At 71.3% G+C, this 25,017-nt stretch carries 22 protein-coding genes; 15 read left to right on the top strand and 7 right to left on the bottom strand.

The genetic code is table 11. The annotated features are described in order from the left end of the window. Window positions 1-8: 8 nt before the first annotated feature. The gene (locus E6G06_09870; protein ID TML91363.1) at window positions 9-206 is read right to left on the bottom strand and encodes a hypothetical protein; all 198 of its coding nucleotides are present in this window, start codon (window positions 204-206) and stop codon (window positions 9-11) included. 125 nt (window positions 207-331) lie between these two features. Between E6G06_09870 and E6G06_09865 the strand changes: the two genes are divergently transcribed. After that, a complete protein-coding gene (locus tag E6G06_09865) occupies window positions 332-2,197 on the top strand; it encodes an ABC transporter ATP-binding protein (protein ID TML91469.1) in 1,866 nt (621 codons plus the stop codon). Window positions 2,198-2,213: 16 nt separating this feature from the next. After that, entirely contained in the window at window positions 2,214-2,744 is a 531-nt protein-coding gene (locus E6G06_09860; protein ID TML91362.1) for an NUDIX hydrolase, read from the top strand. 25 nt (window positions 2,745-2,769) lie between these two features. On the opposite strand, the gene E6G06_09855 is transcribed toward E6G06_09860, so the two are convergent. The 3 genes from E6G06_09855 to nhaA form a co-directional block, all read right to left on the bottom strand. Then, window positions 2,770-3,603, bottom strand: a complete 834-nt coding sequence (locus tag E6G06_09855; GenBank protein TML91361.1) for an enoyl-CoA hydratase — start codon at window positions 3,601-3,603, stop codon at window positions 2,770-2,772. A gap of 18 nt (window positions 3,604-3,621) precedes the next feature. Then, window positions 3,622-4,326 carry a hypothetical protein gene (locus E6G06_09850; protein TML91360.1) on the bottom strand — a complete coding sequence of 235 codons (705 nt, stop codon included), beginning with the start codon at window positions 4,324-4,326 and terminating at the stop codon, window positions 3,622-3,624. Window positions 4,327-4,581: 255 nt separating this feature from the next. Then, window positions 4,582-6,063 carry a Na+/H+ antiporter NhaA gene (gene nhaA, locus E6G06_09845; protein ID TML91359.1) on the bottom strand — a complete coding sequence of 494 codons (1,482 nt, stop codon included), beginning with the start codon at window positions 6,061-6,063 and terminating at the stop codon, window positions 4,582-4,584. Between nhaA and E6G06_09840 the strand changes: the two genes are divergently transcribed. The 5 genes from E6G06_09840 (at window position 6,025) to E6G06_09820 (ending at window position 11,648) form a co-directional block, all read left to right on the top strand. Then, window positions 6,025-7,422: a hypothetical protein gene (locus tag E6G06_09840; GenBank protein ID TML91358.1), complete on the top strand. Its 1,398-nt coding sequence runs from the start codon at window positions 6,025-6,027 to the stop codon at window positions 7,420-7,422. The two genes, nhaA and E6G06_09840, sit on opposite strands and share 39 nt — an antisense overlap. A 4-nt stretch (window positions 7,423-7,426) precedes the next feature. Beyond that, window positions 7,427-8,119, top strand: coding sequence for a hypothetical protein (locus tag E6G06_09835; protein TML91357.1), 693 nt, complete (start codon window positions 7,427-7,429; stop codon window positions 8,117-8,119). Between the two features lie 63 nt (window positions 8,120-8,182). Continuing rightward, entirely contained in the window at window positions 8,183-10,489 is a 2,307-nt protein-coding gene (locus tag E6G06_09830; GenBank protein ID TML91356.1) for a hypothetical protein, read from the top strand. Window positions 10,490-10,538: 49 nt separating this feature from the next. After that, complete coding sequence (locus E6G06_09825) at window positions 10,539-11,201, top strand: response regulator transcription factor (GenBank protein ID TML91468.1); 663 nt, start codon at window positions 10,539-10,541, stop codon at window positions 11,199-11,201. A 57-nt stretch (window positions 11,202-11,258) separates the two neighbouring features. Continuing rightward, window positions 11,259-11,648, top strand: coding sequence for a response regulator transcription factor (locus tag E6G06_09820; GenBank protein ID TML91355.1), 390 nt, complete (start codon window positions 11,259-11,261; stop codon window positions 11,646-11,648). A gap of 11 nt (window positions 11,649-11,659) precedes the next feature. Here the strand turns inward: E6G06_09820 and E6G06_09815 are convergent, their stop codons facing one another. Genes E6G06_09815 through E6G06_09805 form a run of 3 tightly spaced genes read right to left on the bottom strand, consistent with a single transcriptional unit; the run spans window position 11,660 to window position 15,798 of the window. Then, window positions 11,660-13,762 carry a GAF domain-containing sensor histidine kinase gene (locus E6G06_09815; GenBank protein TML91354.1) on the bottom strand — a complete coding sequence of 701 codons (2,103 nt, stop codon included), beginning with the start codon at window positions 13,760-13,762 and terminating at the stop codon, window positions 11,660-11,662. Continuing rightward, on the bottom strand, window positions 13,763-14,464 hold the full coding sequence (locus tag E6G06_09810; GenBank protein ID TML91353.1) for an ABC transporter ATP-binding protein: 702 nt from the start codon (window positions 14,462-14,464) through the stop codon (window positions 13,763-13,765). Window positions 14,465-14,478: 14 nt separating this feature from the next. Then, complete coding sequence (locus E6G06_09805) at window positions 14,479-15,798, bottom strand: response regulator (protein TML91352.1); 1,320 nt, start codon at window positions 15,796-15,798, stop codon at window positions 14,479-14,481. A 132-nt stretch (window positions 15,799-15,930) separates the two neighbouring features. Here E6G06_09805 and E6G06_09800 point away from each other — a divergent pair, with 132 nt between their 5' ends. The 8 genes from E6G06_09800 (at window position 15,931) to E6G06_09765 (ending at window position 25,009) form a co-directional block, all read left to right on the top strand. Next, window positions 15,931-16,932, top strand: coding sequence for a cyclic nucleotide-binding domain-containing protein (locus E6G06_09800; protein TML91351.1), 1,002 nt, complete (start codon window positions 15,931-15,933; stop codon window positions 16,930-16,932). A gap of 28 nt (window positions 16,933-16,960) precedes the next feature. Beyond that, the gene (locus tag E6G06_09795) at window positions 16,961-17,791 is read left to right on the top strand and encodes an MBL fold metallo-hydrolase (GenBank protein ID TML91350.1); all 831 of its coding nucleotides are present in this window, start codon (window positions 16,961-16,963) and stop codon (window positions 17,789-17,791) included. A gap of 13 nt (window positions 17,792-17,804) precedes the next feature. Continuing rightward, window positions 17,805-19,376, top strand: coding sequence for an NAD(P)/FAD-dependent oxidoreductase (locus tag E6G06_09790; protein ID TML91349.1), 1,572 nt, complete (start codon window positions 17,805-17,807; stop codon window positions 19,374-19,376). 120 nt (window positions 19,377-19,496) lie between these two features. Further along, on the top strand, window positions 19,497-21,404 hold the full coding sequence (locus E6G06_09785) for a hypothetical protein (GenBank protein ID TML91348.1): 1,908 nt from the start codon (window positions 19,497-19,499) through the stop codon (window positions 21,402-21,404). A 35-nt stretch (window positions 21,405-21,439) separates the two neighbouring features. Next, window positions 21,440-22,612 carry a hypothetical protein gene (locus tag E6G06_09780; GenBank protein TML91347.1) on the top strand — a complete coding sequence of 391 codons (1,173 nt, stop codon included), beginning with the start codon at window positions 21,440-21,442 and terminating at the stop codon, window positions 22,610-22,612. Between the two features lie 29 nt (window positions 22,613-22,641). Continuing rightward, window positions 22,642-23,196, top strand: a complete 555-nt coding sequence (locus E6G06_09775; protein TML91346.1) for a YqgE/AlgH family protein — start codon at window positions 22,642-22,644, stop codon at window positions 23,194-23,196. A 104-nt stretch (window positions 23,197-23,300) separates the two neighbouring features. Then, window positions 23,301-24,233 (top strand): ABC transporter ATP-binding protein, encoded by a 933-nt coding sequence (locus E6G06_09770; protein ID TML91345.1) that lies wholly within the window; start codon window positions 23,301-23,303, stop codon window positions 24,231-24,233. Continuing rightward, a complete protein-coding gene (locus E6G06_09765) occupies window positions 24,233-25,009 on the top strand; it encodes an ABC transporter (GenBank protein ID TML91344.1) in 777 nt (258 codons plus the stop codon). The genes E6G06_09770 and E6G06_09765 overlap by 1 nt, the downstream gene beginning before the upstream one ends. Window positions 25,010-25,017: the final 8 nt, after the last annotated feature.

Raw genomic sequence — 25,017 nt, 5'->3', positions numbered from 1 at the left:
CGACGGGTCTACCGGTGGCGCGCGACCAGCCGGACGATGAGCCCGATGAAGACGGCCACGAGGGCGAGCTTCACGAAGAAGACCACCGTGTGGACGACCCACCCGACCACCGAGAACAAGATGACGACGCCGACCAGCGCCACGATGACGAGGAGCCCGTCGTCGAGCCGGTCGAGCACGGAACGCCTGCGCTCCAGGGAACTCACGGCCACACCGTAGGCCCGTCGCGGCGCGGGCGGAAAGATGACGTCGGTCACGCCTGACGCACTCGACCGCGCCTCGACGGCGAAGAGCTAGTCCGTCAGGTCTGGCAACCTGTTGCGTCGTGGGAATGCAGATGTGGCACATGCGCATGGGCCGCGACACCGAAGCGGTCGCGGGCAAGACGCTCGACCGCGCCGTCATGGGGCGGGTGTGGCGGTTCGCCCGGGCCTACCGGCGCATGCTCTGGCTCTTCCTGGCCACGATCGTGCTGTCGTCGCTGGCGGGCATCCTGCCGCCGCTCGTCTTCAAGCAGATCATCGACGACGCCATCCCTGGGCACGACCTCGGGCAGGTCTACCGGCTGGCCGCGCTGTCCTTCGGCTTGGCCGTCGCCCAGGCAGGCCTCACCGTGGCGGGCCGCTGGTACTCCGCCCGCATCGGCGAGGGACTGATCTTCGACCTCCGCTCCGCGCTGCACGACCACGTGCAGCGGATGCCGCTCGGCTTCTTCACCCGCACCCAGACCGGCGCGCTCATCAGCCGCATGAACAACGACGTGGTGGGCGCGCAGCAGGCGCTCACCGGCACGCTCGGCGGCATCGTGTCCAACATCATGGACCTCACCTTCACCCTCGGGGCCATGGTGTACCTCGAGTGGCGGCTCACGCTGCTGGCGCTCGTCGTCGTGCCCGCCTTCCTCGTCCCCGCCAAGTTCGTGGGTCGCAAGTTGCAGCGCATCACCCGCGAGTCGTTCACGCTCAACGCGGCCATGAACGCCACCATGACCGAGCGGTTCAACGTTTCGGGCGCCTTGCTCGTGAAGCTGTTCGGGCGACCCGAGCAGGAGCGGAGCGAGTTCCGCGACAAGGCGGGCCGGGTGCGCGACATCGGCGTAAGGAGCGCGATGTACACGCGCACGTTCATGGTGGCCCTCGGTCTGGTGGGCGCGGCCGGCACGGCCATCGTCTACGGGCTGGGCGGTCGATTCGTGATCCAGGGCACCTTCAAGCTGGGCACGCTCGTCGCCCTCGCGCTCTACGTCCAGCGGATCTACCAGCCACTGACCGCGCTCACCTCGGCGCGGGTCGACTACATGACCGCGGTCGTCTCGTTCGAGCGGGTGTTCGAGGTGCTCGACGCGCCTCGCGCCATCGACGACCGGCCCGGCGCTTACGACCTGGTGTCCAAGGGAGGCAAGATCGAGGTCGACGACGTGTGGTTCCGTTATCCGGCACCCTCCACGGTGTCGATCGCCTCGCTCGAGGCCGACGCCACAGCGGTGTTGAGCGACGAGCCGTCGGACTGGATCCTCAAGGGCGTGTCGTTCACGGCCGAGCCCGGCCAGATGGTGGCGCTCGTCGGTCCCTCGGGCGCAGGGAAGACCACCTTGTCCCACCTCGTGCCGCGTCTCTACGACGTCACGAGCGGCGCCATACGCGTCGACGGCCACGACGTGCGCGACCTCACGCTGACCAGCCTGGCGGGGACCATCGGGATGGTCACCCAGGACGCCCACCTCTTCCACGACACCATCGCGGCCAACCTGCGCTACGCCCGGCCGGACGCCACCGACGCGGAGCTGGTGGACGCGTGCAAGGCGGCGCGCATCCACGACCTCATCGTGTCGCTCCCCGACGGCTACCTCACCGTCGTCGGCGAGCGCGGGTATCGCGTGTCGGGCGGCGAGAAGCAACGGCTGGCGATCGCGCGCGTCCTGCTGAAGGGCCCCGCCATCGTCATCCTCGACGAGGCGACCGCGCACCTCGACTCGGAGACCGAGGTGCTGATCCAGCAGGCCCTCGCCGAGGCGCTGGCCGGACGCACGTCGCTCGTGATCGCCCACCGTCTCTCGACCATCCAGGCTGCCGACCAGATCCTCGTCGTGGACGAGGGCCGGATCGTCGAGCGGGGCACCCACCTCGAGCTCGTCGGGGCCGGTGGCCTCTACGCCGAGCTCTACGAGACGCAGTACTCGACGTCCGCCGTCACCTGATGCGCCGGAGCGGCTGATGCGCTGGACGGTGCACGGCGAGCGCTCGCTCTACGAGAGTGACTGGGTCAACCTCCGCCTCGTCGACGTGGAGCTGCCCGACGGCGACCGCTTCGAGCACCACGTCGTCCGCACGCCCTACGAGGCGGCCGGCGTGGTGGTCGCCGACGCCACACGGGGGGTGCTGTTGCTGTGGCGCCATCGCTTCATCACCGACACGTGGGGGTGGGAGGTGCCCGCCGGTCACGTGGAGGCCGGCGAGTCGCCCGAGGCGGCGGGGGCGCGCGAGGTGCTGGAGGAGACGGGCTGGCGGCCCGGCCCGCTGCGTCACCTCGTGACCTACAACCCCATGAACGGACTCGCCGACAAGCGCTTCCACCTGTTCGTCGCCGAGGGAGCGACACACGTCGGCGAGCCGGCCGACGTCAACGAGGCCGAGCGGGTCGAGTGGGTGCCGCTCGAGGAGGTGCGCCGGCTGGCGCGGGCGGGCGAGGTGCGCGACGGGCTCTCGCTCACGGCTCTCCTGTACGCGCTCTGTTACTTGTACTGAGTCATTCCTCGTTGCTTGTACTGAGTCATTCCTCGACCGGGGTGCTCACCTCCGTTGCGCCGAACACCGGCGGCCGGCGCGCCTGGAACGCCGCGACCCCTTCGGCGAAGTCGGGCTCACCGACCATGCGCTCCATGATCTCCACCGCGAACTTCACCGAGGGGGCCAGCTCCCCGGTCATGTCGTCCCACAGCTGGCGCTTCATCACGCGGAGCGACGACGGTGAGATGTCGGCCGCCATGCGCCGCGCGTAGTCCAGCGTGAACGGCAGCAGCTCGTCGGGCGGGAACGCCCGGTTGACCAGGCCCAGCTCGACCGCCTCCTCGGCGAGCACGACGCGACTCGAGAAGAGCAGGTCGGCGGCGCGTCCGGGCCCCACGAGCCGGCTCAACAGCCACGAGACCCCGTGCTCGGCGGGCAGGCCCAGGCGGCCGAACGAGGTGGTGAGCTTGGCCCCCGCGGCCGCGAAGCGGATGTCGGCGAAGCAGAGCAGGACGAATCCCACCCCCGCGGCCGGGCCGTTCACCGCCGCGATCACCGGCTTGGAGAGGCGCATCGCCAACGTCGGCGCATGCTCGCCGACCACCTCGGCTTCATCGGCGGGCCGCTCCCCGGCGACGTCGTACGTGCCGGTGTCGCTCATGACGTCGAGCGCCTTGAAGTCGGCGCCGACGCAGAAGCCCCGTCCCGCGCCGGTGAGGACCACCACGCGCACGTCGGGGTCGCGGTCCGCCCGGCGCAGCACCCACGCGTACTCCCGCTCCATGCGGATGGTCCATGCGTTCATGCGGTCCGGCCGGTCGAGCGTGACGAGGCCCACGCCCCGGTCGACCTCGTAGCGGACAACCCGGAGGTCCATCCCGCGGGTCTACACCGTCTAGGGCGTGCGCACGGTCTCCTGCTCGGTGGCGCCCGCGACGGGCTCCGCCTCAGGCGCCGGCGGAGTTCCGAGCCGCTCGCCCAGGTCGACCATGCCGGAGTCGCCACGCAGGCGGTCGCCGGCCGCGACCCGCGCCGCTGCGCCCCGACCGACGTTGGGGTCGGCCGCCCGCTCGACCAGCCGCGTGTGCCAGCGCTCACCCCACGCGCCACCGAGACACGCAGCCACGAGCGCAGTCAGCGCCCACGCGAGCCCGACCAGGGCGGGCAGGTCGCGCCACTCGTCGAACGCGGTGGGGATGCCCAGCGTGCGAAACGCCGTGGGCAGCGCGTCGCCACGCGTCATCTGATCGAGCCCTGCCACCGCGCCGACGAGGAGCACCGCGCCGAGGGCGAAGGTGTAGAAGCCGTGGCTGACGCCCGCCCGTCGCGCCATGCGTCCCGCCACGTAGCCGCCGAAGAGGCAGGCGAGGAACAGGGCCGCGCTCAGGATGGCGGCGTCGGACGCGTCGAGCTTGCGCCACTCCTGGCTCATCAGGTCGGTGTCGAAGTTGGCGGCGCTCGTCGCCGCCGCCGCCGCGCCGATGAGAACCGTGAAGGCGGCGACCGCGGCGGCCACACCTCCGAGCAGGCTCACCACCGAGACCCGTCCGAGCCCGGCGTCGCGTGCCAGTGCCCGCCGGTCCCGCCGAGACTCGCTCACGAGTGCCGCTCCCCGGCTCCGTGCCGTGCTCCGCTTCCGCAACCTCATCGCGGACCTCCTCATTCGTGTGCCACAACGATGGAGCGTCGGTCAGCCCACGTGGTGGATGTCCTCCCCGGCCTCCGACTCGTCGTGCTCCATGAGCTCGGTCTCGAGGCCCTCCCGCTCGAGCACCTCGTCGTCCTTGGCGCGCCGTAGCTCCTCGAGCTCCTCGGGTACGGCGTCATCCGGCTGCCTGGGCGCCATCCAGGAGAGCTACCCGGGGTCTTCGGCAGCGGAAACCTCGCCTCGCCCGTCGGCGCGGAGCAGCAGCGCGCCCAGACCGGCGGCCGCGGCCGACGCCACGAGGACCGCGAGCTTGGCCTCGTCCTGCAGGTCGGGGTCAGCGAACGACAGGTCGACGAAGAACAGCGAGACCGTGAACCCGACGCCGGCGACCGCACCGATTCCGACGACCTGGCGCCAACGGACGCCGGCGGGGAGCGAGCTCAGCCCGAGCCGACACGCGATCCACGTGAACGCAGTGATGCCCAACGCCTTGCCGACCACCTTCCCGAGCAGCACCCCGAGCGCCACCGGTGAACGCGACGTCGTCTCGACCAGGTCGCTCCCGATCACGACACCGACGTTGGCCAGCGCGAACACAGGCACCACCACGTAGCTCGCCCACGGGTGCAGCAGGTGCTCGAGCCACTCGACGACCGAGACCGACTCGCGCGCCAGGCGGGCGGTGTCGCGAGCCGCGTCCACGGTCGACACGTCCCCGAGGCGGGAGCGTACGGTCGCGATCGCGTGCTCGGGAAGAGCCGGCTCAACGGGCGCCAGGAGCCCCATGGCCACACCCGCCAGCGTGGGGTTGACACCCGCTTCATGGAGGGCCAGCCAGATCGCAACGCCCACCCCGACGTAGAGCGGGGTCCACCGAACACCGATCCGCTTCAGCACCACGACGAGGAGGACGAGCGCGACGGCGACGACGAGCGCTCTCATGGAGACACCCGTCGAGTAGGCCGCGACGAGCACGACGAGCGCGCCGAGGTCGTCGGCAACGGCCAGGGTGAGCAGGAAGAGCCGCAACGACGCGGGGACGCATCGACCGAGGAGCGCCACGACACCGAGCGAGAAGGCGATGTCGGTGGCCATGGGGATGCCCCAGCCCCGCGCGCCGCGCCCGCCTGCATTCACGACGAGATAGAGCAGGGCGGGCACGAGCATGCCGCCCGCGGCAGCCAGGACGGGCAGCGCGGCCCGCCGACGATCCCGCAGCTCGCCCGACGCCAGCTCGCGGCGGATCTCCAGCCCGACCACGAGGAAGAAGATCGTCATCAGGCCCTCGTTGACCCAGAGTCGCAGCGCGCCGTCGATCGAGTACCCGCCGACACCGAGCGACAGGTTCGTGGACCAGAGCGTCCGGTAGCTCGCCTGCCAGGGAGAGTTCGCCCACACCAGCGCAACCGCGGCGGCCCCGAGCAGGACGAGCCCGCCACTCGCCTCTGTCGCGAAGAACTCGCGCACGGGCCGGGCGACCGTGCTGGCCCGCGCGGGCGTGGTGGGCGGGCGGTCGGGTCGCGATCTCGACCAACGGGAAGGCGTGACCACGGGAGGCTCCTGGGCGTCGACGACCGGCCGCCGACCAGTCTTCCCGGCACACCCCGGCGGAGAGGGTAGACGACGACGGCCCCGGCTACCCTGCCCGCCGTGGGCCCTCGCATCGCCATCGTCGGCGGCGGCAGTCATCAATGGGCACCGACGCTCGTGACCGACATGGCGGGCCGGCCGTCGTTGCACGATGCGCACATCGTGCTCGACGACATCGACGCCTCCCGGCTCCCGCGCATGGCCGCCTACGTCGAGCACGTCGCCAGCGTTCGGCAGATCCCGATGACGGTGTCGACGACGACCGACCAGCGCGTGGCACTCGAGGGCGCGGACTACGTGGTGGTGAACATCTCCACGGGCGGGTTCGAGAGCATGCGCCACGATCTCGAGATCCCCGCGCGCCACGGCATCCACCAACCCGTCGGCGACACCGTGGGCCCGGGTGGTGTGTCACGGGCGCTGCGCAACATCCCCGTGCTCGTCGGCATCGCGCGTGACATGGAGGAGCTGTGTCCGCACGCCTGGTTGCTCAACTTGACCAACCCCATGACCACGCTGTGCCGCGCGGTAACGCGTGAGACGTCGGTGCGCACCGTCGGCCTGTGCCACGAGATCACCATCACCCGCTTCTACCTGTCCCTCCTCCTCGACACGGACTTCCGCGCCATCGAGCCCGTCATCACCGGCGTCAACCATCTGCCGGTGATCACGGAGCTGCGCATCGACGGCGCGCACGGCGGCGGGACGGTTGACGGCGACGGGCTGGCCCGCCTGGCCGCGCTGACCGCCGACGAACGCCGTCGCGACGACCCGCTGCCGTTCGCCCTCCCCGCCGACCTGGGCCACGAGCCCCGGCCCGACGGAGCCGAGTGGCGCAAGGGCGACCTGCTCGACATCAACCGCGTCAAGCTCGAGCTGTTCCACCGCTTCGGCGCGCTGCCGGGGGCCGGCGACCGCCACGTGGTGGAGTTCTTCCCCGGCTTCGTCACCGAGGAGTCGGCCTGGGGCAAGCGCTGGGGCGTGACGCTCACGACGATCGAGGACCGTGAACGCGACGAGCAGCGCTATGTGCAACGGCTGGAGGAGCGGCTCGCCGCCGACGACGTGCCCGATCTCCCGTCGGGCGAGATGGTCGCGCCGCTCATCGACTCGTTCATCACCGACAAAGCGCGCTCGCTCCCGCTCAACCTCCCCAACGCGGGCCAGTGCCCCGATCTGCCGCCCGACGTCGTGGTCGAGGCCATGTGCGTCGCGGACGGTGACGGTGTGCGTGGCCGCGACCGGGCGTCTGCCCCGCCGTTCCTCGCCGAGCACCTTCGCCGCGTGTCCGCCGCGCAGGAGCTCACCGTCGAGGCCGCGGTCAGCGGCCGTCGCGACGACGTCCTGGCCGCGCTCCTCGCCGACCCGCTGACCGGTCGCATCGACTACGACCACGTCGAGCAGATGACCGACGAGCTGCTCGCGGCCACCCGTCCCTGGCTCCCCCAGTTCGCGTAGGCCGATGTTGTTCCTGCACGAGGTTCATCGTCTGGTCGGCACCCGCTGGCGCGATTTCGAGCGCGCCATGCGCGACGACTACAGGGCCATTCTCGCCAAGGGCGACGACGCACGCCTGCTGTGGTACTTCCACCAGGCCCACGGCACCGGGCTCTCGTACACGGTCGTCACCGTCACCGCCTTCACCGGCGCGCCGGCCTGGCACGACTTCGCCCGACGCGTGCAGCAGGGCGACCTGCAGGGATTCGCGACCGAGCTCGACGAGCTGCGTCACGAGGTACGGGGCAAGCTGCTGCTGCCCACGCCGTGGTCACCCATGCAGAACGTCGACTTCGCCCGCGTCGACGCCGCACCCGCCGAGCACGAGCCGTCGTTGTACATGGAGGACACGGGCTGGCCCTTCGAGGGCAAGCTCGACGACTACGTCCGCGCCCTGGGTGAGTGGTACGAGCCGATGGTGCGCAAGAGCCCGCTCATCGAGCTGCAGGCGTTCCTCCGACCCGCAGCCGGCGCGGGGCCGCGCCGCGAGGTCGTGCTCGTGCAAAAGCTGAAGGACCACAGCCAGCTCCTGCGCCTGTTGACATACGAGGAACCCGAGTCCTATCCGGCGGACAGCTGGATGACGAAGGCCCTGACCCTGCGCGATCAATGGGAGAGCCGGCTGCTGCGCACGGCTCCGTGGTCGCCGCTGTGGTGACGCTCGCCGTCGCCTGACCTCGGCGGCTACGGTCGTCCCGCCGGGGGGAACCAAGGGGGAGACATGGCTCGCATCCGCAGTCGGACGTTGGTGTTGCTGGTCGCGTTGTCGGGGGTCGCCGCCCTGCTGGCCACCCCGGCCCGCGCGGCCGGGAAGGACGCGAGCCCCGAAGGTGACGGTATCCGGATCGTCACGCCCGCCGACAAGACCCAGCTGCCCGTCGCCGGTAACGGAACCGTGCTCGTCGAGCTCCACGACCGCCTGGAGACGAGCTCGCTGCACGTCGTGCTCTCGAACCCGACGGCCGGTCGCATGGTCGATCTCACCGCCCGCCTGGTCAAGGGCGAGCACTCCGCGACCGCGTCGTTCGGGCCCGCCGACCTGGCGCAGGGGATCACACGGGTCACCGCGACGGCGAGCCGCGAGCACGGCCACACGGTCCGCCGCGCGGTAAGCGAGTTCTCGTGGGAGCCCGGCATCGACACCACCGCAGCCGATCGCTGCGAGCTCCTCGGCCAGGACCGTTGCCTGCTCCCGTTCCCCAGCGACCGCTTCACGGTCGCCGACCCGAGCACCGACACGGGACGGCGGGTCAGCTTCAACCTCGAGTCGATGCCGGCCAACATCGCCGGCGTGCACATGGACCCGACCGAGTGGAACCGGAGTGACGGCTTCAGCCCGGGCGCCATGATCATCGCCCACATCCCCGGGCTCGACCTGGGCACCACCGGTGCCGCCCCCGTCACCGACATCGCCCGCTCGCTCGACGACAATGCGCCGATCGTGCTGGTCAACGCCGACACTGGTGAGCACCAACCGTTCTTCGCCGAGCTGGATTCGACCGCGACCAGCGACGTGTCGCGCGCCCTCATCATCCGTCCGGCTCGCAACCTGAACGAGGGCGGGCGCTACATCGTCGCCCTGCGCCGCCTGAAGGACGCCGGCGGCACGACGATCGGGCCCAGTCGTGACTTCCAGGTGTACCGCGACCACATCACGACCTTCATCCCCGCGATCGAGGCGCGCCGACCCCACCTCGAACAGCTCTTCGACGAGCTGGGCAACGCCGACGTCGGGCGATCCGATCTCACTCTTGCGTGGGACTTCACCGTCGCCAGCGAGCGCAGCCTCAGCGAGCGCGTGCTGCACATCCGCGACGACGCGTTCGCGTCGCTCCACGGAGGCGTGCCGTCGTTCACCGTCGACACGGTGGAGCGCGACGTCGACAGCAACATCCTGCGCCGGGTGACCGGCACGTACCAGGTGCCGAATTACCTCACCGGCACGGGCGCGCCCGGCTCGCGGTACAACTACGGCCCCGACGGCCTGCCCGCGCGCAACGGCACGTTCACCGCGAAGTTCCTCTGCATCATCCCCCGCTCGTCCAGGACGCGGGCGGGGACCGCCGTCGTCTACGGGCACGGGCTGCTCGGCAGTCGCAACGAGGTCAACTCGTTCGGCGGCTTGACCAACCTCGGCGACATCACCTTGTGCGGCACCGACATCATCGGGATGGCGAGCGAGGACGTCGGCAACGTCGTGCAGATCCTCCAGGACAACGGCAAGTTCGCCACGCTGGCCGACCGGCTGCAACAGGCCATCCTCAACTACCAGTTCCTCGCCCGGCTGATGAAGGACGGGCGCGGTTTCGCCAGCTCGCCCGCCTTCCAGGTCGGCTCGCCGGCGCACTCCGCCTTCGAGCCCGGCTACGTCGCCTACAACGGCAACAGCCAGGGGGGCATCTTCGGGGGCGCGGTCACCGCGGTCTCCAAGGAGTGGACGCGCGCCGTGCTCGGCGTGCCGGGCATGAACTACAGCACCCTGCTCAACCGGAGCGTCGACTACGACCAGTACGCGGCGATCGGCAACCCCAACTACCCGGACGAGGTCTACCGGCAGGTGCAGATCGGCCTCGTCCAGATGCTGTGGGACCGCGGTGAGGCCGACGGCTACGCGGCGCATCTCACCAACGACCCGCTCCCGGGCACTCCGCGCCACGAGGTGTTGCTGATCGAGGCGTTCGGCGACCATCAGGTGGCGAACATCGCCACCGAGACGGAGGCACGCACCGCCGACATCCCGGTGCACGAGCCGCCACTGCTCCCCGGGCGCAGCACCCACGTCGACCCGTTGTGGGACATCCGCCCGGTCCCGTCCGACCCGTACCATGGCTCGGCCCTGGTGATGTGGGACTACGGCACACCGGCGCCGCCCGACGCCAACCTGCCGAATCGCCTCGGCGAGGACCCGCACGGTGCAGGCGGTCGCGAGATCCGCGTCGGGTTCCAAGCACTCGTGTTCCTCTACGAGCACGGGTTCTTCGTCGACGTCTGCGGAGGCGGGCCGTGCACGTCCGACGTGTTGAAGTGATCGCGTAGGCCGTGCGCGGTCTCCGCCTATCCTCCACGGCGTGGACCGCATCCGGGTTGTGCTCGCGGAGGACAACTACCTGGTGCGCGAAGGAGTGCGCCGGCTCGTCGAGGCGCAGGCGGAGCTCGAGTTGATCGCGGTGTGCGAGGACCTCGACTCGCTCCTCGCCGCGGTCGACGAGCACGAGCCCGACGTCGTCCTCACCGACATCCGCATGCCGCCGACGGGCACCGACGAGGGCATTCGCGCCGCCGAGCACCTGCGCGACAGCCACCCCGACGTCGGTGTCGTCGTGCTCAGCCAGTACGACGAGCCGACCTACGCGATCGCGCTGCTCGAGCGGGGGTCATCGGGCCGCGCCTACCTGTTGAAGGAACGGGTCTCCGACGTCGACCAGCTGCTCGCCGCCATCCGCGAGGTGAAGCGGGGCGGCTCGGTGATCGACCCGAGGGTCGTCGAGGGCCTCGTCAACGCCCGGGCCCGGGCCAGGCAGTCGCCGTTGGCGCGGCTCACGCCGCGGGAGAACGAGATCATGGCGGAGATGGCCCAGGGCAAGAACAACGCCGCCATCGCGGCCACCCTCAGCTTGAGCGAGCGGGCCGTTGAGAAGCACATCAACTCGATCTTCTCCAAGCTCGGTTTGAGCCAGGAGACCGACGCCCACCGCCGCGTCAAGGCGGTGCTGCTGTTCCTGTCCGACCAGGGGGGCTGACCACCCTCCGTCCCCGGGTGGTCGCACCATCGCCCGAGATCACGCAGCAGGAGGAGAATGGACGAGGTGGAAGAAACACCCGTCTCCGTCCTCGTCGTCGACGATCAGGCTCCGTTCCGGCGGGCCGCGTCGACGGTCGTCGCGCTCACCAAAGGGTTCGAGATGGTCGGCGAGGCGCGCTCGGGTGAGGAAGCGGAGACGATGGTGACCGAGCTGTCGCCCCGCCTCGTCCTCATGGACATCAACATGGACGGGATCGACGGCATCGAGGCCACCCGCCGCATCAAGGCCGCGCACCCCGAGGTGGTGGTCGTGCTGCTGTCGACGTACTCGGAGGACGACCTCCCGTCGGGCGCCCGCACGTGCGGAGCGGCCGCCTACCTCAACAAGGAGCGCTTCGGTCCGGCGGCCCTGCAGGAGCTGGCAGGCGAGAACGGCCTCAACTGATCAGAGGAGTGTCACAGGGGGATCGCGCCGAAGATGTGCGTGCCCTTGCCGGGCGCGGACTCGACGCGCAGTGAGCCGCCCATGGCGCCCAGGCGGTCGTTCATGTTGGTGAAGCCGGCGCCCCCGGCGCGCGTCGTGGGATCGAAGCCGGCACCGTCGTCGGCGACCTCGAACCCGAGCTTGCCTTCGTCCTCGTGCACGTGGACCGTCACGTGGGAGCCCTCGCCGGCGTACTTGGCCGCGTTCTGCAGCGCCTCCAGGCAGCAGAAGTAGACAGCCGCCTCGACGTCGGGCGGGTAGCGCGAGGTCGTCTCACCCTCGATCTCCACGTCGAGCGGCGACCGACCGGCCGCGGCGCGGAGGGCGGCGGTGAGGCCCTGGTCCATGAGCAGGGGCGGATAGATGCCGTGGGCCAGCTCGCGCAGCTCCTGCACCGCGTCCTGCAGCTCCCCGCCCAGCTCGTCGAGGATGAGCTTGGCCTGCTCGGGATCGGCGTCGGCGAGCTGGCGGGCCAGGCGGACGTTGACCGCGAGCGCGACGAGGTGCTGCTGGGCCCCGTCGTGCAGGTTGCGCTCGATCTGGCGCCGGGCCTGGTCGGACGCGGCGACGATGCGGGCGCGCGAGGCTTGGAGCTCGCTCGCCTGGCGCCGCACCTCGTCGAGCGAGGCCTGCAGCGCGGAGTCGAGCTGCACGTTGTGCAGGGCGAGCCCGACCTGACGGGCGAGCTCGGTGAGCACGCGGTCGTCCTCGTCGTTGAAGCGCTCGGACCCCGATGCCCGCCGCGCCACGATCAGCCCGAGGAGCTCGCCCGAGTTGGTGATGGGCGCCACCCGCAGGATGGGGTCGTCGCCCTGCGGCAGCAGCGCGGGCAGCCAGACCTCGACCCACGCGGGCCCGGACACGCCGGCGCGCGCCACGACGGGCTCCTCGGACGCGTTCAGGGAGACACGCGCCGCGCCCAGCTCGGGCACCGAGACGGTCCGCTCGAGGAGCCCGTTGGACCCGGTCCACACCTCGGCGGCCTGGAGGGCCAGGGTCTTGCGGAGGGACTCGACCATCTGGAGCAGCAGCTCGTCGAGCGGCACCGCGCGAGAGAGACGGCTGCCGAACGTGCGCAGCACCTCGTCGGGCGCGTGGCGCTCGCCGTAGACGAGGCGATTGGCGAAGCGCTCCAGCCGCTCACGCGCCGGTAGGCAGAGCGCGGCGGCGACTCCCGCCGCGACCATCGACAGGACCAGCAGCGTGCGTTCGTTGGCGGACGGTGTCCGCCCGAGCCCGAGCACGATGACCATGTAAACGGCGACCACCACACCGCTGAGCCCGGCGAGCGAGACACAGTAGGTGAGCACCCGATCGGCGCGACCCACCCAACGACCCGACGCGGTGGCGATGAGCGCGGCAGGCAGGAGCAGGGTTGCGATCGCGATCGTCGGAACGACGTGCTGCGGCCAGCTGACCAGCACGCGCATCGCGGTGACGACGACCGCGACTTCGGCTGCGATCGCGAGCGCGCAACCGAACCACTGCATGCGCTGACGCTCCCGCACGGCCGCCCGCCGGTAACGGCCGTTCGCCATCGGGAACCCGACGGCACCGGCCAGCACGACCTCGAGCGCGATCGGCCACCAGGGCAACGAGGGACGGGCCGCCCAGAGCCCAAGCCCCACGAGGGCGCCGGTCGCGTAGCCCACCAGTACGACCGTGCGGTGCGAACGGGCGGTGAAGGAGCCGTCCGGCAACGTGACGAGCACGTGCAGGCCCGCGAATGGGAGCAGCGCGGCCACCATGCGCGTCACGAGGTCGGCGAACGGGCCCGATTCCACCGTGGACGCCATGCCGATCGACGCGCCCGTGGCGAGCGCGAGGAGCAGGAGGCCCAGGGGCTCGCTCGGGCGGCGCGCGCGCAGCACCCCGCCTGCCACGAGCCATGCCACGACGAGCAGCGACATCGGGAGGAGGCGGAGCGAAGCCGCGTCGTCGACACGCGCCCACGTGACGCCCACGAGCGCCAGCGCCAACGGGACGAGCAGCAGCGGGACGCGCGAGCGCGTCTCGGTGGCGCGCGGGCCGGCACGGGTTTCCCCGGCGAGCACCCGGTCGAGCGCGGTCGCCATTCAGGCGGTGCCGTTCTCGATGCGCCCGTCGCGCATTCGCACCAGGCGGCTGGCTGCGTCCGCGACGGACTGGTCGTGCGTGACGAGCATGATCGCCTGTCCCGCCCCATGGAGCCGGCGGAAGAGCTCGAGGATCTCCTCGCCACCCTCGGAATCGAGCGCGCCGGTGGGCTCGTCGGCCAGCACGAGCGTCGGCTGGTTGGCAAGCGCGCGTGCGATCGCGAGGCGCTGGCGCTGTCCGCCCGAGAGCACGCCCGGCGCGTTCTTCGCCTTGTCCGCCAGGCCGAGCAGGTCGAGCAGGTCGCGCGCGCGTGACTCTGCCTGCTTGCGTGACGAGCCCGCGATGATCGCCGGCAGGGTGACGTTCTCCAGCACGCTCATCCCCTCGAGGAGGTTGAAGAACTGGAAGACGATGCCGATGTGCGCGCGGCGCATGCGCGCGAGCGCGTTCTCGTCCTTGCCCTGCAGAGACTCGCCCGCGACGGCGATCTCGCCGTCGGTCGGGGTGTCGAGGCCTGCGATGAGGTTGAGCAACGTCGACTTGCCACAGCCCGACGGGCCCATGATGGCGACGAACTCCCCGGGCTCGATCGTGAGGTCGACGCCGCGCAGCGCACGCACCGGCACGCCCTCCGACTCGTAGGTCTTGCGCACCCCACGCACGTCGGCGACGGATCCGTTGGCGCCGAGCGCTTCCGTCATGCTGGGTGAATCCGTCATATCGAGCCTCCAGACGAGCGCACGCGGTAGGACAGCACGGGCGTGTGGCGGCCCTTGACCAGGGCCGGTTCGAGGGCCTCCGCGTCGCACGGCACGGTCAGCACCGCGTGCGTCGCGTCGCTCAACACGATCTCGCCCGGCTCCGCCCACTGCTGCAGCCGCTGCGAGAGGTTCACCGTGTCGCCCACGAGCGTGTACTCCAGCCGTTCCTCCGACCCGAGCATGGCAGCCGCGACCTCACCGGTCGTGAGGCCGATGCCGATGCCCCATGGCGCCAGGCCCTGCTCCTGCCAGCGCACGTTGACCTCGGCCTGGCCCCTGTGCATCGCCGCCGCCGCGAGGAACGCACGGTCTGCGTGGTCGGCCCTCGGGATCGGTGCGCCGAAGACGGCCATCGTCCCGTCGCCCACGAACTGCATGACGGTGCCCTCCTCGCCCAGGATGGCCTTGTTCATCTCGGCCCGGTGCTCGTTGAGCTGGCGCGCGAGCACACTGAGGTCAGCGTCCTCCGCGATGGTCGAGTAACCCCGCACGTCGGCCATGAGCACGGTGACGACGAGGTTTTCGGTCTCACCGATGTTGCGTCCCTCGTTGCGCAACTTGTCGGCCACGCCCCCGGGCAGCAGGCGACTCAGCGTCTCGCCCTGCTCCTCGCGGTCGACGATGGCCTGGTGCAGCATGCGCAGGCGGCGCAGCGAGCCGGCCGCGCCGGTCGTGGCCTGCTCGGCCAACCGCAGGAAGAGCTTCTCGACCGCATCGGAAACGTCAGAAGGCGTGGTGTGCTGGGCCACGGCGATGGCCTTGATCGGCCGGCCCTCGGCCACCAGGCGGAGCAGCTCCTCCTCCGTCGCGTTGAGCTCGCCCCCGCCGGTCACGGGCGTCACGAGCGCCTCGACGATCTTGGGGTCGAGCATCGAGCCGCCGGTGGCCACCTCGCGTACCGCCCGGGCCAGCTGGTCGCCCTCCGCCACCCGGTCCTTCAGCAGGTACGCGTAACCCGCCGCGCCTTCGCTCAGGAGCGAGATGGCGTACTCGGGCTCGTCGTACTGGGAGAGCACGACCACGCCGGTGCCCGGGTGGCGCTTCCGAACCTCCTTGGCCGCGTCGATCCCTTCGCGTTGGAACGCAGGTGGCATGCGAATGTCGGTGACGACCACCTGCGGGTGCGCCTCGGTGGCGCCGTCGACGAGCCCGTCGTAGTCCGCGGCGACACCCACGATCTCGATGTCGGCCTCGAGGCCGAGCAGCGCACGCACGCCTTCGCGCACGATGAGGTTGTCGTCGGCGAGGAACACCGTGATCCGCCCGTCGGGCATAGCCCATTTCGGACGCAAATCGGCGAGCGGGTCAAGCGTGCGCCCATCCCCTGCCCGAGGGGTGGCACCCTCACCGGGCCACGTCGTGACCCCACCCTTGGCCGCGCCCTGCCCCCGTCCTACGGTTCGGGTATGCGCATCGAATCATCGGTCATCTCGATCTCGTGGATCCCGTCGGAGGCCATCAAGGGAGCGGGTACGCGGGTGCCCTTCGAGATGGGGATCGCCCACTACGACGCGCCGCTCCCCGAGACCGTCGACGACCTCGACGCGCTGCGCCGGGCCGACGCCTTCCGCTTCGCCAACGAGCTGCGGGCGTGGATCGACGTGGAGGACGGCCGCGTCGTCGGGCACGGACACCTCGGGCAGGGCCACATCGGATCCACGACCTTGCGGTTGGGCCGCCGCGAGGCGACGTTCGAAGCGGTTGCCCTCCCCGACCTGCGCCCCGATCCGGTCGTCACTCCTACGTCCGTGCGCTTCGTCCAGACGGCGGGAGGGCGCACGGGCGTGCCCGCGCCACGCCGCGTGCGACGCAAGCCGTTCGTGCAGTTCCGCGCCCCGCTCGCGTGGACGACGCTCGCGCTGACCGTGCACGCCGACGGTTCGTCCACCCACGAGGTCGTGGGCGCGAGCCCCTTCCCGCGGCACTGGATCTACGACAGCGACGGCAACCTGGCGGCCAAGTCCGGGCTCATCGACTTCTCGACGTGGTACCGCCGCGCGTTCGGCAAGCACTCCCCCTGGGGCGACGAGGACTCCCCCGCGCTCGTCACCGAGGTCGAGACCGCGCTCGAGCGTCAGCTGTCGACCGCGGTCATGCGCGGTGGGAAGAAGCCGCGGCTGCGCAAGCTCGGCGAGGGCGAGACGCTCACCGAGCAGGGGAAGCCGGGCGACGAGCTCTTCCTCCTGCTCGACGGCGTGCTGCGTGTCGAGGTCGACGGCGAGCGCATGGCCGAGCTGGGCCCCGGCGCCATCCTCGGCGAGCGAGCCATCCTCGAGGGCGGGTTGCGCACCTCCACCCTGCGGGCCGTGACCCCCTGCAAGGTGGCAGTGGCGTCGGCCGACGACCTCGACCCCGCCGCGCTCGCGGAGGTGAGCCAGAGCCACCGCCGCGAGGAACACCGTTCGTGACCGTGAAAGCGGTAGTAGACACGCCGACGTGCGCGTGTACATCTGCGGGGTGCGAGGCTCGACGCCCGCCCCCGGGCCCGAGTTCGTCCGTTACGGCGGCAACACGTCGTGTGTCGCGCTCGCGCGCGACGGTGGGCCGCCGACGCTCGTGCTCGACGCGGGCACCGGCCTGCAGCGCCTGACCCAGGTGCTCGACGGCCGGCCGTTCCGGGGCTCGATCCTGCTCGGCCACCTGCACTGGGACCACACCCACGGCCTGCCCTTCTTCCGCGCCGGCGATCATCCCGACGCTCACGTCGACCTGCACATGCCCGCCCAGGGTGACCCGGTCGCGGTGCTGGCGCGCGTGCTGTCGCCGCCGCACTTCCCCATCGGGCCCCTCGACCTGCGCGGCGACTGGGCCTTCCACGCGCTCGAGCCCGGCGACCACACCATCGAGGGCTTCGCGGTGACGGCGCGCGAGATCCCCCACAAGGGCGGACGCACGTTCGGGTACCGGGTATCGACCGGCGGGCTCGCCATCGCCTACCTGTCCGACCACAGCCCGATCACGCTGGGGCCCGGGCCTGACGGGCTGGGCGAGTACCACGACGCCGCGCTCGAGCTGGCCCGCGACGTCGACCTGCTGTTGCACGACGCGCAGTACACCGCCGCGGAGCTGCCCGAGCGGGCGACGTTCGGGCACTCGGCCGCCGAGTACGCGGTCGGTCTGGCCGAGCGAGCCGGAGCCCGCCGGCTGCTCCTGTTCCACCACGACCCACCGCGCACCGACGACGCCGTCGACGAGATCGTGCGGTCCCATCAACGGCCCGACGTCGACGTGCAGGCCGCGGCGGAGGGCATGGTGTTCGACCTGTGAAGGCTCACGCCTCGTGAGCGACGATGTCGACGCGGTCGTCATCGGCTCGGGCCCCAATGGCCTGGTGGCCGCGGCGACCTTGGCGCGGGCGGGGTGGAGCGTCACCGTGCTCGAGCGCAACGCGGTGGCGGGAGGCGCGGTCCGCAGCGACGCGCTGACGCAGCCCGGCTACGTGCACGACACCCATTCCGCGTTCTACGGCCTGCTCCACGCGTCGCCCGTGTTCGCCGACCTCGACCTCGGTCGACGGGTGAACTGGGCGCGGCACGAGGTGCCGGTGAGCGCGGTCGTCGACCCCCACACCGCCGCCCTCTGTCACCGCGACGTCGATCGCACCGCCGCGGGCCTGGCTGCGTTCGACCCGCTCGACGGGCCCGCGTGGCTCGACCTCCAGCACTGGTGGACGCGGGTCGGCACGCGCTTCCTGCGCGTCATGCTCTCGCCGCTGCCCTCGACCGGTCCCGCGTTGCGCCTGCTGCGTACCGCGGGTGTGCGGGGCATGCTCGAGCTGGCCAAGACCCAGCTCGAGCCGGTCGAGACGTTCGTCCGCAACGACTTCCGCTCGGCCGCGGCTCGCGCGCTCGTGGCCGCGGGCATCTCCCACACCGACCTCGGGGTCGACGCCACCGGGAGCACGCCCCCCGCGCTGATCCTCTGCATGCTGGCCCAACAGGTGGGGATGCCCGTTCCGGTCGGCGGCGCGGGCCGGCTGGCAGACGCGCTGGTCGCGTTGGTGGAGGAGGCGGGCGGAAGCGTCCGCGTGAACGCCGAGGTGACGCGCGTCGTCGTCGAACACGGGCGTGCGACCGCCGTCGTCACGGCGGACGGCACGACCGTCCGCGCCGGCCGCGCGGTCCTGGCGGACACCGGCCCCGCGCGCCTGTGCTCCGGCCTCGTGGGCGAGGACCACCTGCCGCCGTCGTACCTCGCGCAGCTGCGCCGCTTCCGCTACGGCACCGGCATCTTCAAGCTCGACCTCGCGCTCGACGGTCAGGTGCCGTGGCAGGCCGAGGGCCTCGACCGGTGCGCCGTAGTGCACGTCGTCGGCGACCTCGACACGATGGCGCGCTCCGCGTTCGAGTCTCGTCGCGGGCTGCTGCCGGCCGAGCCGCTGCTCGTGGTCGGCCAGCAGAGCGTGGCCGACCCGACACGCGCGCCCGCCGGCGGCCACACGCTCTGGGTGGAGACGCACGTGCCCCCCGTGCCGCTGGGCGACGGCGCCGGTCTCATTCCCCCCGGGCCGTGGCCGCAGGTGTGCGACGCGTTCCTCGACCGCGTGCTCGACCGCCTCGACCGGCACGCGCCGGGTCTGCGCGGTCGCATCGTGGGCACCGCCGTGCGCACGCCGCCCGACCTCGAAGCCGAGAACCCCAACCTGGTCGGCGGCGACCTCGGTGCGGGCTCCATCGCCATCGACCAGCAGCTCGTGTTCCGGCCCGTGGCCGGCTGGTTCCGCTACGACACGCCGGTCAAGGGCCTCTATCTGTGCTCGGCCTCGGCCCACCCGGGCGGCGGCGTCCACGGGATGGTCGGGCGCAACTGCGCGTACCGGGTGCTGGCCCGGGCGCGACTGCGCCGCACGTAGCCACTCCCCTTCCGGTTCTCTGAACGATCCGCGGTGCCCCGACCACCCCGATCGTTCAGAGAACGGGACGGTTAGCATGACGCCTTCGTCAGGTCGCCGGCGCGCCAGGGAGGCGGTGGGATGCAAGGAGCCCGGAGCGGCCCGGCCTCGGTGGCGATCCTGCTCCTGGCGGCCGCGTGTGGTGGCGGTGGAGGCCACGGAGGAGACGCGGCGCCTGCGCCCGTGGCCCGGTGCGACTGGCCCATGTGGGGTCACGCCGCGACCCGAACGTTCGCCTACCCGTGCCCCACGGCCATCAGCCCCGCGAGCGCGTCGAAGCTGAAGCTGCGGTGGTTCTTCAAGGCGGGCGACGTCGTCACCGCGACGCCCGCGGTCGTCGGCACAAGCGTGTACGTGGGCGACTGGGCGGGCACCTTCTACGCCCTCCGGCGCGCCGACGGCAGCGTGCGGTGGAAGTACTCGACGAAGGTTCATCCCACGACGTACTCGGGACAGATCGTGTCGTCCGCAGCCGTGGCCGACGTGGCGGGTGAGCAGACCGTGTACTTCGGAGGTGGCAAGACGCTGTACGCGCTGCGCGCGCGTGACGGCAAGCTGCGCTGGAAGCACGAGCTCGGGCGACCCGGTGACGGCAACGACCCGACCGAGATCGAGTCTTCGCCCGTGGTGGTCGCGGGCATGGTCATCGTCGGCTGGGACGTGCACAACAGCCCGACGGGCGAGCCCGCGGGCGTGCTCGCGCTCGACGCGGCGAGCGGCGCGCGGCGATGGGTGTTCGACCCGGAGGAGGGCAAGCCGAACGGCTGCGGCGACGTGTGGTCGTCGCCGGCGGTCGACACCAGAGCCGGCTTGGTCTTCGCCGCGACCGCGAACTGCCCGACGTCACCGAAGGGGTGGCGCCGCTACACCGAGGCCATCTTCGCCCTCGACCTGAGGACGGGGAAGCCGAAGTGGGTGTATCAACCCCATCAGCCGAACAACAACGACTTGGACTTCGCCGGGGCGCCGAACCTCTTCACCGGCTCCGACGGCACCCCTCTCGTCGGGCTCGGCAACAAGGACGGGGTGTACTACGCGGTCTCGCGGGCGACCGGCGCCCTCGTCTGGAAGCGCAAGGTCGCGGAGCCCGGCCTCGCCCGTCCCGGTGGCAACTACTCCACGGGTGGGTTCATCGGTCCCACCGCGCAAGGCAACGGCGTTGTTGTCGGCGGGACGGCGATCGGCGGTGCGCCGTTCCTCCACGCGCTGGACGCCACGTCGGGCACGATCGACTGGCAGCAACCCGCGGCCGCGGCCACCTACGGCGGCGCGGCGATCGCCAACGGCGTGGCCTTCATCGGCGCAACCGACTTCACGTTCCGCGCCCTCGATCTCGAGACGGGCAAGGTGCTCTGGTCGCAGGAGATGAAGGGGGCGGTGTCGGGCGGGTCCGCCATCGTGGACGACGACGTCGTGACCGTGGCCGGCATCCGCGAGCCCGGGCTCGACCAGACCAGCAAGACGAGCGGCGTGTACCTCTTCTCGCTGCGGGGCCGGGCGGTCACGACGACCACCGCGGCGGAGCCCGCACCGGAGCCCGAGCCCACGGGCTCGACGGTGCCGCCGGGACCGCAGAAGTGCGTCGACACCGCGTGCTCGGTGCCGTTCGACCTCATCCAGCCACCCGCCGGCCTCACGCCTTCGATGACCCTGCTCGTCACCCGCGACCCGTGGCGGGTGGAGGTGCACGCGCAGGGCCTGGGCGCGCCCGCGGCATGGCTGCGGCCCGGCAGTCAGGCCGCGACCGAGGGAGCACGCGCCTTCGCCGTCTTCCTCTCGGAGCGCGACGACAACCCCACGGGGGGCCTCCTCTGTGTGCTCGACGCGAACCTGTCGTGCACCAGCAGCGCGATCCCCCGTCGAGGGGCGACATACAGCCGCATCACCGTGCTGGCGGTCAACGACACGTCCCGCCTGCCCAGCATCACCGAGGGCGTCAACCGCCTGGTCGTGACCCAGGCCTTCAACCCGCCACTTCGCCCCCGATGAGCGCATCGCGCGGGTCGAACAGGAGGAGATCGTTCATGGTTCGACGGATGCTCGTCCTGGGCGCGGTGATCGCGCTCGCCGCAACCGCGTGCAGCAGCGGCGGCGACAGCAGCAAGGCCAAGGCCCGCTCGGCGCGAACCAAGTCGTCGGTCGCGTCCGCAAAGCGGGCGCCCGCGATCGTGTTCAACGGTGAGGGCAACAACCTCAACGCGATCAGCACCGTCGCGCCCTTCGCGAAGCAGACCGTCATCCGCAACCACGACGACGATCCCAACGGCCTCGACATCAACGCGCAGATCTGCTTCTTCCCGGACAAGCCCCGCCGGTTCATCGCGGGCGAGGACACCAACCAGCCCAACCCGCCACAGGGCTGGGGCATCTTCGATCTCACAGGCGACACGGTGGGAACGTTCAAGGCCGCCGAGGTCGGCAAGCTCACACCCACGTACCAGCCCTCCGCCAGCAACGCCGAGAACTACGGCTGCGGCTTCCTGCGCGACGGACGCGTCCTCACGACCGACGTGGGCAACCAGGCGGCGGGAACCGGAGACGGCCAGCTGATCGTGTGGTTCCCGCCGTTCGACTCGCGCCAGGTGCGCTACTGCAAGCTCGATGTCAGCATCGCGACCGCGGGGCAGATCTACGTCGACGCGCAGGATCGCATCTACGTCGCTTCGGCGCGACCCGGAAACGCGTCGACGGGTGTGGTGCGGTACACGGGCCCGTTCCCGACCTCTGACGACGCGGCAGGAGGATGCGGCAAGAAGGATGCGACCGGAGCGCCGATGGCCGACTCGGTGTCGCGTCAGACCTTCGTGACCGCCGCCCCTCCAATCCTCACACCGAACGCCATGGTGCCCACCGGTCACGGCGGGTTCTACGTGTCGAGCGTCTTCAACGGCGTCATTGCCGAGGTCGACAACGACGGCAAGTTCGTCCGCAGCGTGCTGACGCCGCCCGCCGGCGAGACGCTCGGCACCAAGACGTACTCGACGGGCACCCCGCTCGGGCTCGGCGTCGACGCCGAGGGCACCCTCTACTACGCGGACATCGGGATCGTCCTCAGCCCCGAGGTCGGGCCCGGCCCCAACGGCAGCGTGCGGCGCATCCGGTTCGTCGACGGCGCGCCGCAAACTCCCGAGGTCCTGGCCGACGGGCTCGCCTACCCCGACGGCATCGGGATCTACCAGCCGACGACGCGAGGCTGACGCGGCACCACCTGCGAGAATCGTGGGTGATGTCCGACCTCTTGCTGACCGGCCGGTTGCTCGTCGCCACCCCTGCCCTGCAGACCCCCGACTTCGACCGCACGGTGGTGCTCGTCCTGGAGCACGGCGACCACGGCGCGCTCGGCGTGGTCCTCAACCGCCCGAGCGAGCTGGCCGTCGCGGAACCGCTGCCGCAGTGGGAGGCGTTCGTCGTCGACCCGCCGGTCGTGTTCGTCGGAGGGCCCGTCGCGCCGAGCGCCGCCATCTGCCTGGCCCGGGCGCGCGGTGAGCCGGAGATCGAGGCGTGGCGTCCGCTCTTCGACGGCCTCGGCACCCTCGACCTCGAGGGTCATCCCGACGACATCCCCGTGCTCGACCGTTTGCGCGTGTTCGCGGGGTACGCGGGTTGGGGCCCCGGACAGCTCGAGGGTGAGATCGACGAGGGCGCGTGGTTCGTCGTCGACTCCGACCCCGACGATGCGCTGTGCGCCGAGCCCGGCGGCCTCTGGCGCACGGTGTTGAGACGACAGGGCGGCGACTACGCGCTCGTGTCGACCTTCCCGCCCGACCCGACGATGAACTAGCCGTCACACAACCCTTCTTGTCGTACGCAGCCGTCGTCAGCACGGCTTCCCACGCCAAGAAGTCGGGGGCGGTGAGCGACGGCCAGCCGGTAGCGTCGTCCGGCGTGGGTGCGCCTCCGCTCATCGAGGGCCGCCGCCTCACGAAGCGCTTCGGGCCGTTCGTGGCGGTCGACGGCATCGACTTCCAGGTCGGACGGGGAGAGGCGTTCGGGTTCCTCGGGCCCAACGGCGCGGGCAAGAGCTCCACGATGCGCATGATCGGGTGCGTGTCGCCGGTGTCGGAGGGCGAGCTGCGCGTGCTCGGGATGGACCCGGCCGTCGACGGCTCCCGAATCCGCGCACGCATCGGCGTCGTGCCCCAGGAGGACAACCTCGACACCGAGCTGACCGTGTGGGACAACCTCCTCATCTACGGGAGGTACTTCGACCTCCCGCGCGCGGTGATCCGCGAACGCGCCGACGAGCTGTTGACGTTCGTGCAGTTGCGCGAGCGTCGCAACGACCGGGTCGACCCGCTGTCGGGCGGCATGAAGCGGCGTCTCATCGTCGCCCGTGCGTTGATCAACCAGCCCGAGCTCCTGCTGCTCGACGAGCCCACCACGGGCCTCGACCCGCAGGCCCGGCACCTGTTGTGGGAACGCCTCTACTCGCTCAAGCGCCAGGGTGTCACCCTCGTCCTCACGACCCACTACATGGACGAGGCGGAGCAGCTCTGCGACCGGCTGGTGATCATGGACGGGGGCCGGATCGTCGCCGAGGGCTCACCGCGGGAGCTGATCCAACGGCATTCGACGCGCGAGGTCGTGGAGCTGCGCTTCGAGACGGCCGAGGCGCCGCAGGCAGCGGTGCCCCGGCTGGCCGCGACGGGCGAGCGGGTCGAGGTGCTCAACGACCGCGTGCTCGTCTACACGGGTGACGGCGACGCGGTCGCGGACGCCCTCGACGGCAACGGCGTGCAACCCGCGTCGGTGCTCGTTCGTCGGAGCACGCTCGAGGACGTGTTCCTCACGCTCACCGGCCGCACGCTGGAGGACTGATGGTCGTCACGCCCGCCCTCCTCCGGGTCGTCGAACGCGAGGCGCGGGTCTTCCGGAGGCTGTGGCGGACCTCGGTGTACTCCAGCTTCTTCACACCGGTCCTGTTCCTCGCCGCCATAGGCCTCGGCCTCGGCGGGCTGGTCGACGAGCGCCACGGTGCCGTCGCCGGGGTCGACTACCTCACGTTCGTCGCGCCCGGGCTCCTCGCCTCCAGTGCCATGCAGACGGCCGCGGCCGAGTCACTGTGGCCGGTGATGGCCGGCACGAAGTGGGTGCGCACGTTCCACGCGATGGTCGCCACGCCGGTCGGCGCGTCCGACGTCTACGGCGGCTTCGTCGTGTGGACGGCCGTGCGCGTGGCCATGTCGGCGTCGGCGTTCCTCGTCGTCGCCGCGCTCCTCGGGGCGGTGGCGTCGCCGTGGGGCGTGCTCGCGATGCCGGCAGCCGTGCTGTGCGCGGCGGCGTTCGCGGCTCCCCTCGCGGCGTTCGCCGCCACCCAGGACACCGACGTGACCTTTCCCCTCATCCTCCGCCTCGCGATCGTGCCGCTGTTCCTGTTCTCCGGCACCTTCTTCCCCGTCGATCAGCTACCCGCCGGGCTGCGGGCCGCATCCGCGGTGTCGCCGCTCTGGCACGGCGTCGAGCTCTGCCGGGCCGCCACCACGGGCTCGGTGGATTGGGCCGCCGCACTCGTCCACGTCGCCGTGTTGGTCGGCTGTGTCGGCGCCGGTTGGTGGTGGGGGACGCGCAGCTTCACGCGGAAGCTGGCCCAGTGACGACGAGG

The organism is Actinomycetota bacterium, assembly GCA_005888325.1.
GTDB lineage: Bacteria > Actinomycetota > Acidimicrobiia > Acidimicrobiales > AC-14 > AC-14.
This window is presented reverse-complemented; position numbering and strand designations above follow the sequence as displayed.

Coding starts and splice junctions, on each gene's coding strand:
- E6G06_09865 (TML91469.1), top strand. CDS start 332: ATGCAGATGTGGCACATGCGCATGGGCCGCGACACCGAAGCGGTCGCG.
- E6G06_09860 (TML91362.1), top strand. CDS start 2,214: ATGCGCTGGACGGTGCACGGCGAGCGCTCGCTCTACGAGAGTGACTGG.
- E6G06_09855 (TML91361.1), bottom strand. CDS start 3,603: ATGGACCTCCGGGTTGTCCGCTACGAGGTCGACCGGGGCGTGGGCCTC.
- nhaA (TML91359.1), bottom strand. CDS start 6,063: ATGACTGCCGCCGCCGACGATGGCGATGCGAGGGCCCACGGCGGGCAG.
- E6G06_09835 (TML91357.1), top strand. CDS start 7,427: ATGTTGTTCCTGCACGAGGTTCATCGTCTGGTCGGCACCCGCTGGCGC.
- E6G06_09830 (TML91356.1), top strand. CDS start 8,183: ATGGCTCGCATCCGCAGTCGGACGTTGGTGTTGCTGGTCGCGTTGTCG.
- E6G06_09820 (TML91355.1), top strand. CDS start 11,259: ATGGACGAGGTGGAAGAAACACCCGTCTCCGTCCTCGTCGTCGACGAT.
- E6G06_09815 (TML91354.1), bottom strand. CDS start 13,762: ATGGCGACCGCGCTCGACCGGGTGCTCGCCGGGGAAACCCGTGCCGGC.
- E6G06_09810 (TML91353.1), bottom strand. CDS start 14,464: ATGACGGAAGCGCTCGGCGCCAACGGATCCGTCGCCGACGTGCGTGGG.
- E6G06_09805 (TML91352.1), bottom strand. CDS start 15,798: ATGCCCGACGGGCGGATCACGGTGTTCCTCGCCGACGACAACCTCATC.
- E6G06_09800 (TML91351.1), top strand. CDS start 15,931: ATGCGCATCGAATCATCGGTCATCTCGATCTCGTGGATCCCGTCGGAG.
- E6G06_09785 (TML91348.1), top strand. CDS start 19,497: ATGCAAGGAGCCCGGAGCGGCCCGGCCTCGGTGGCGATCCTGCTCCTG.
- E6G06_09780 (TML91347.1), top strand. CDS start 21,440: ATGGTTCGACGGATGCTCGTCCTGGGCGCGGTGATCGCGCTCGCCGCA.
- E6G06_09775 (TML91346.1), top strand. CDS start 22,642: ATGTCCGACCTCTTGCTGACCGGCCGGTTGCTCGTCGCCACCCCTGCC.
- E6G06_09765 (TML91344.1), top strand. CDS start 24,233: ATGGTCGTCACGCCCGCCCTCCTCCGGGTCGTCGAACGCGAGGCGCGG.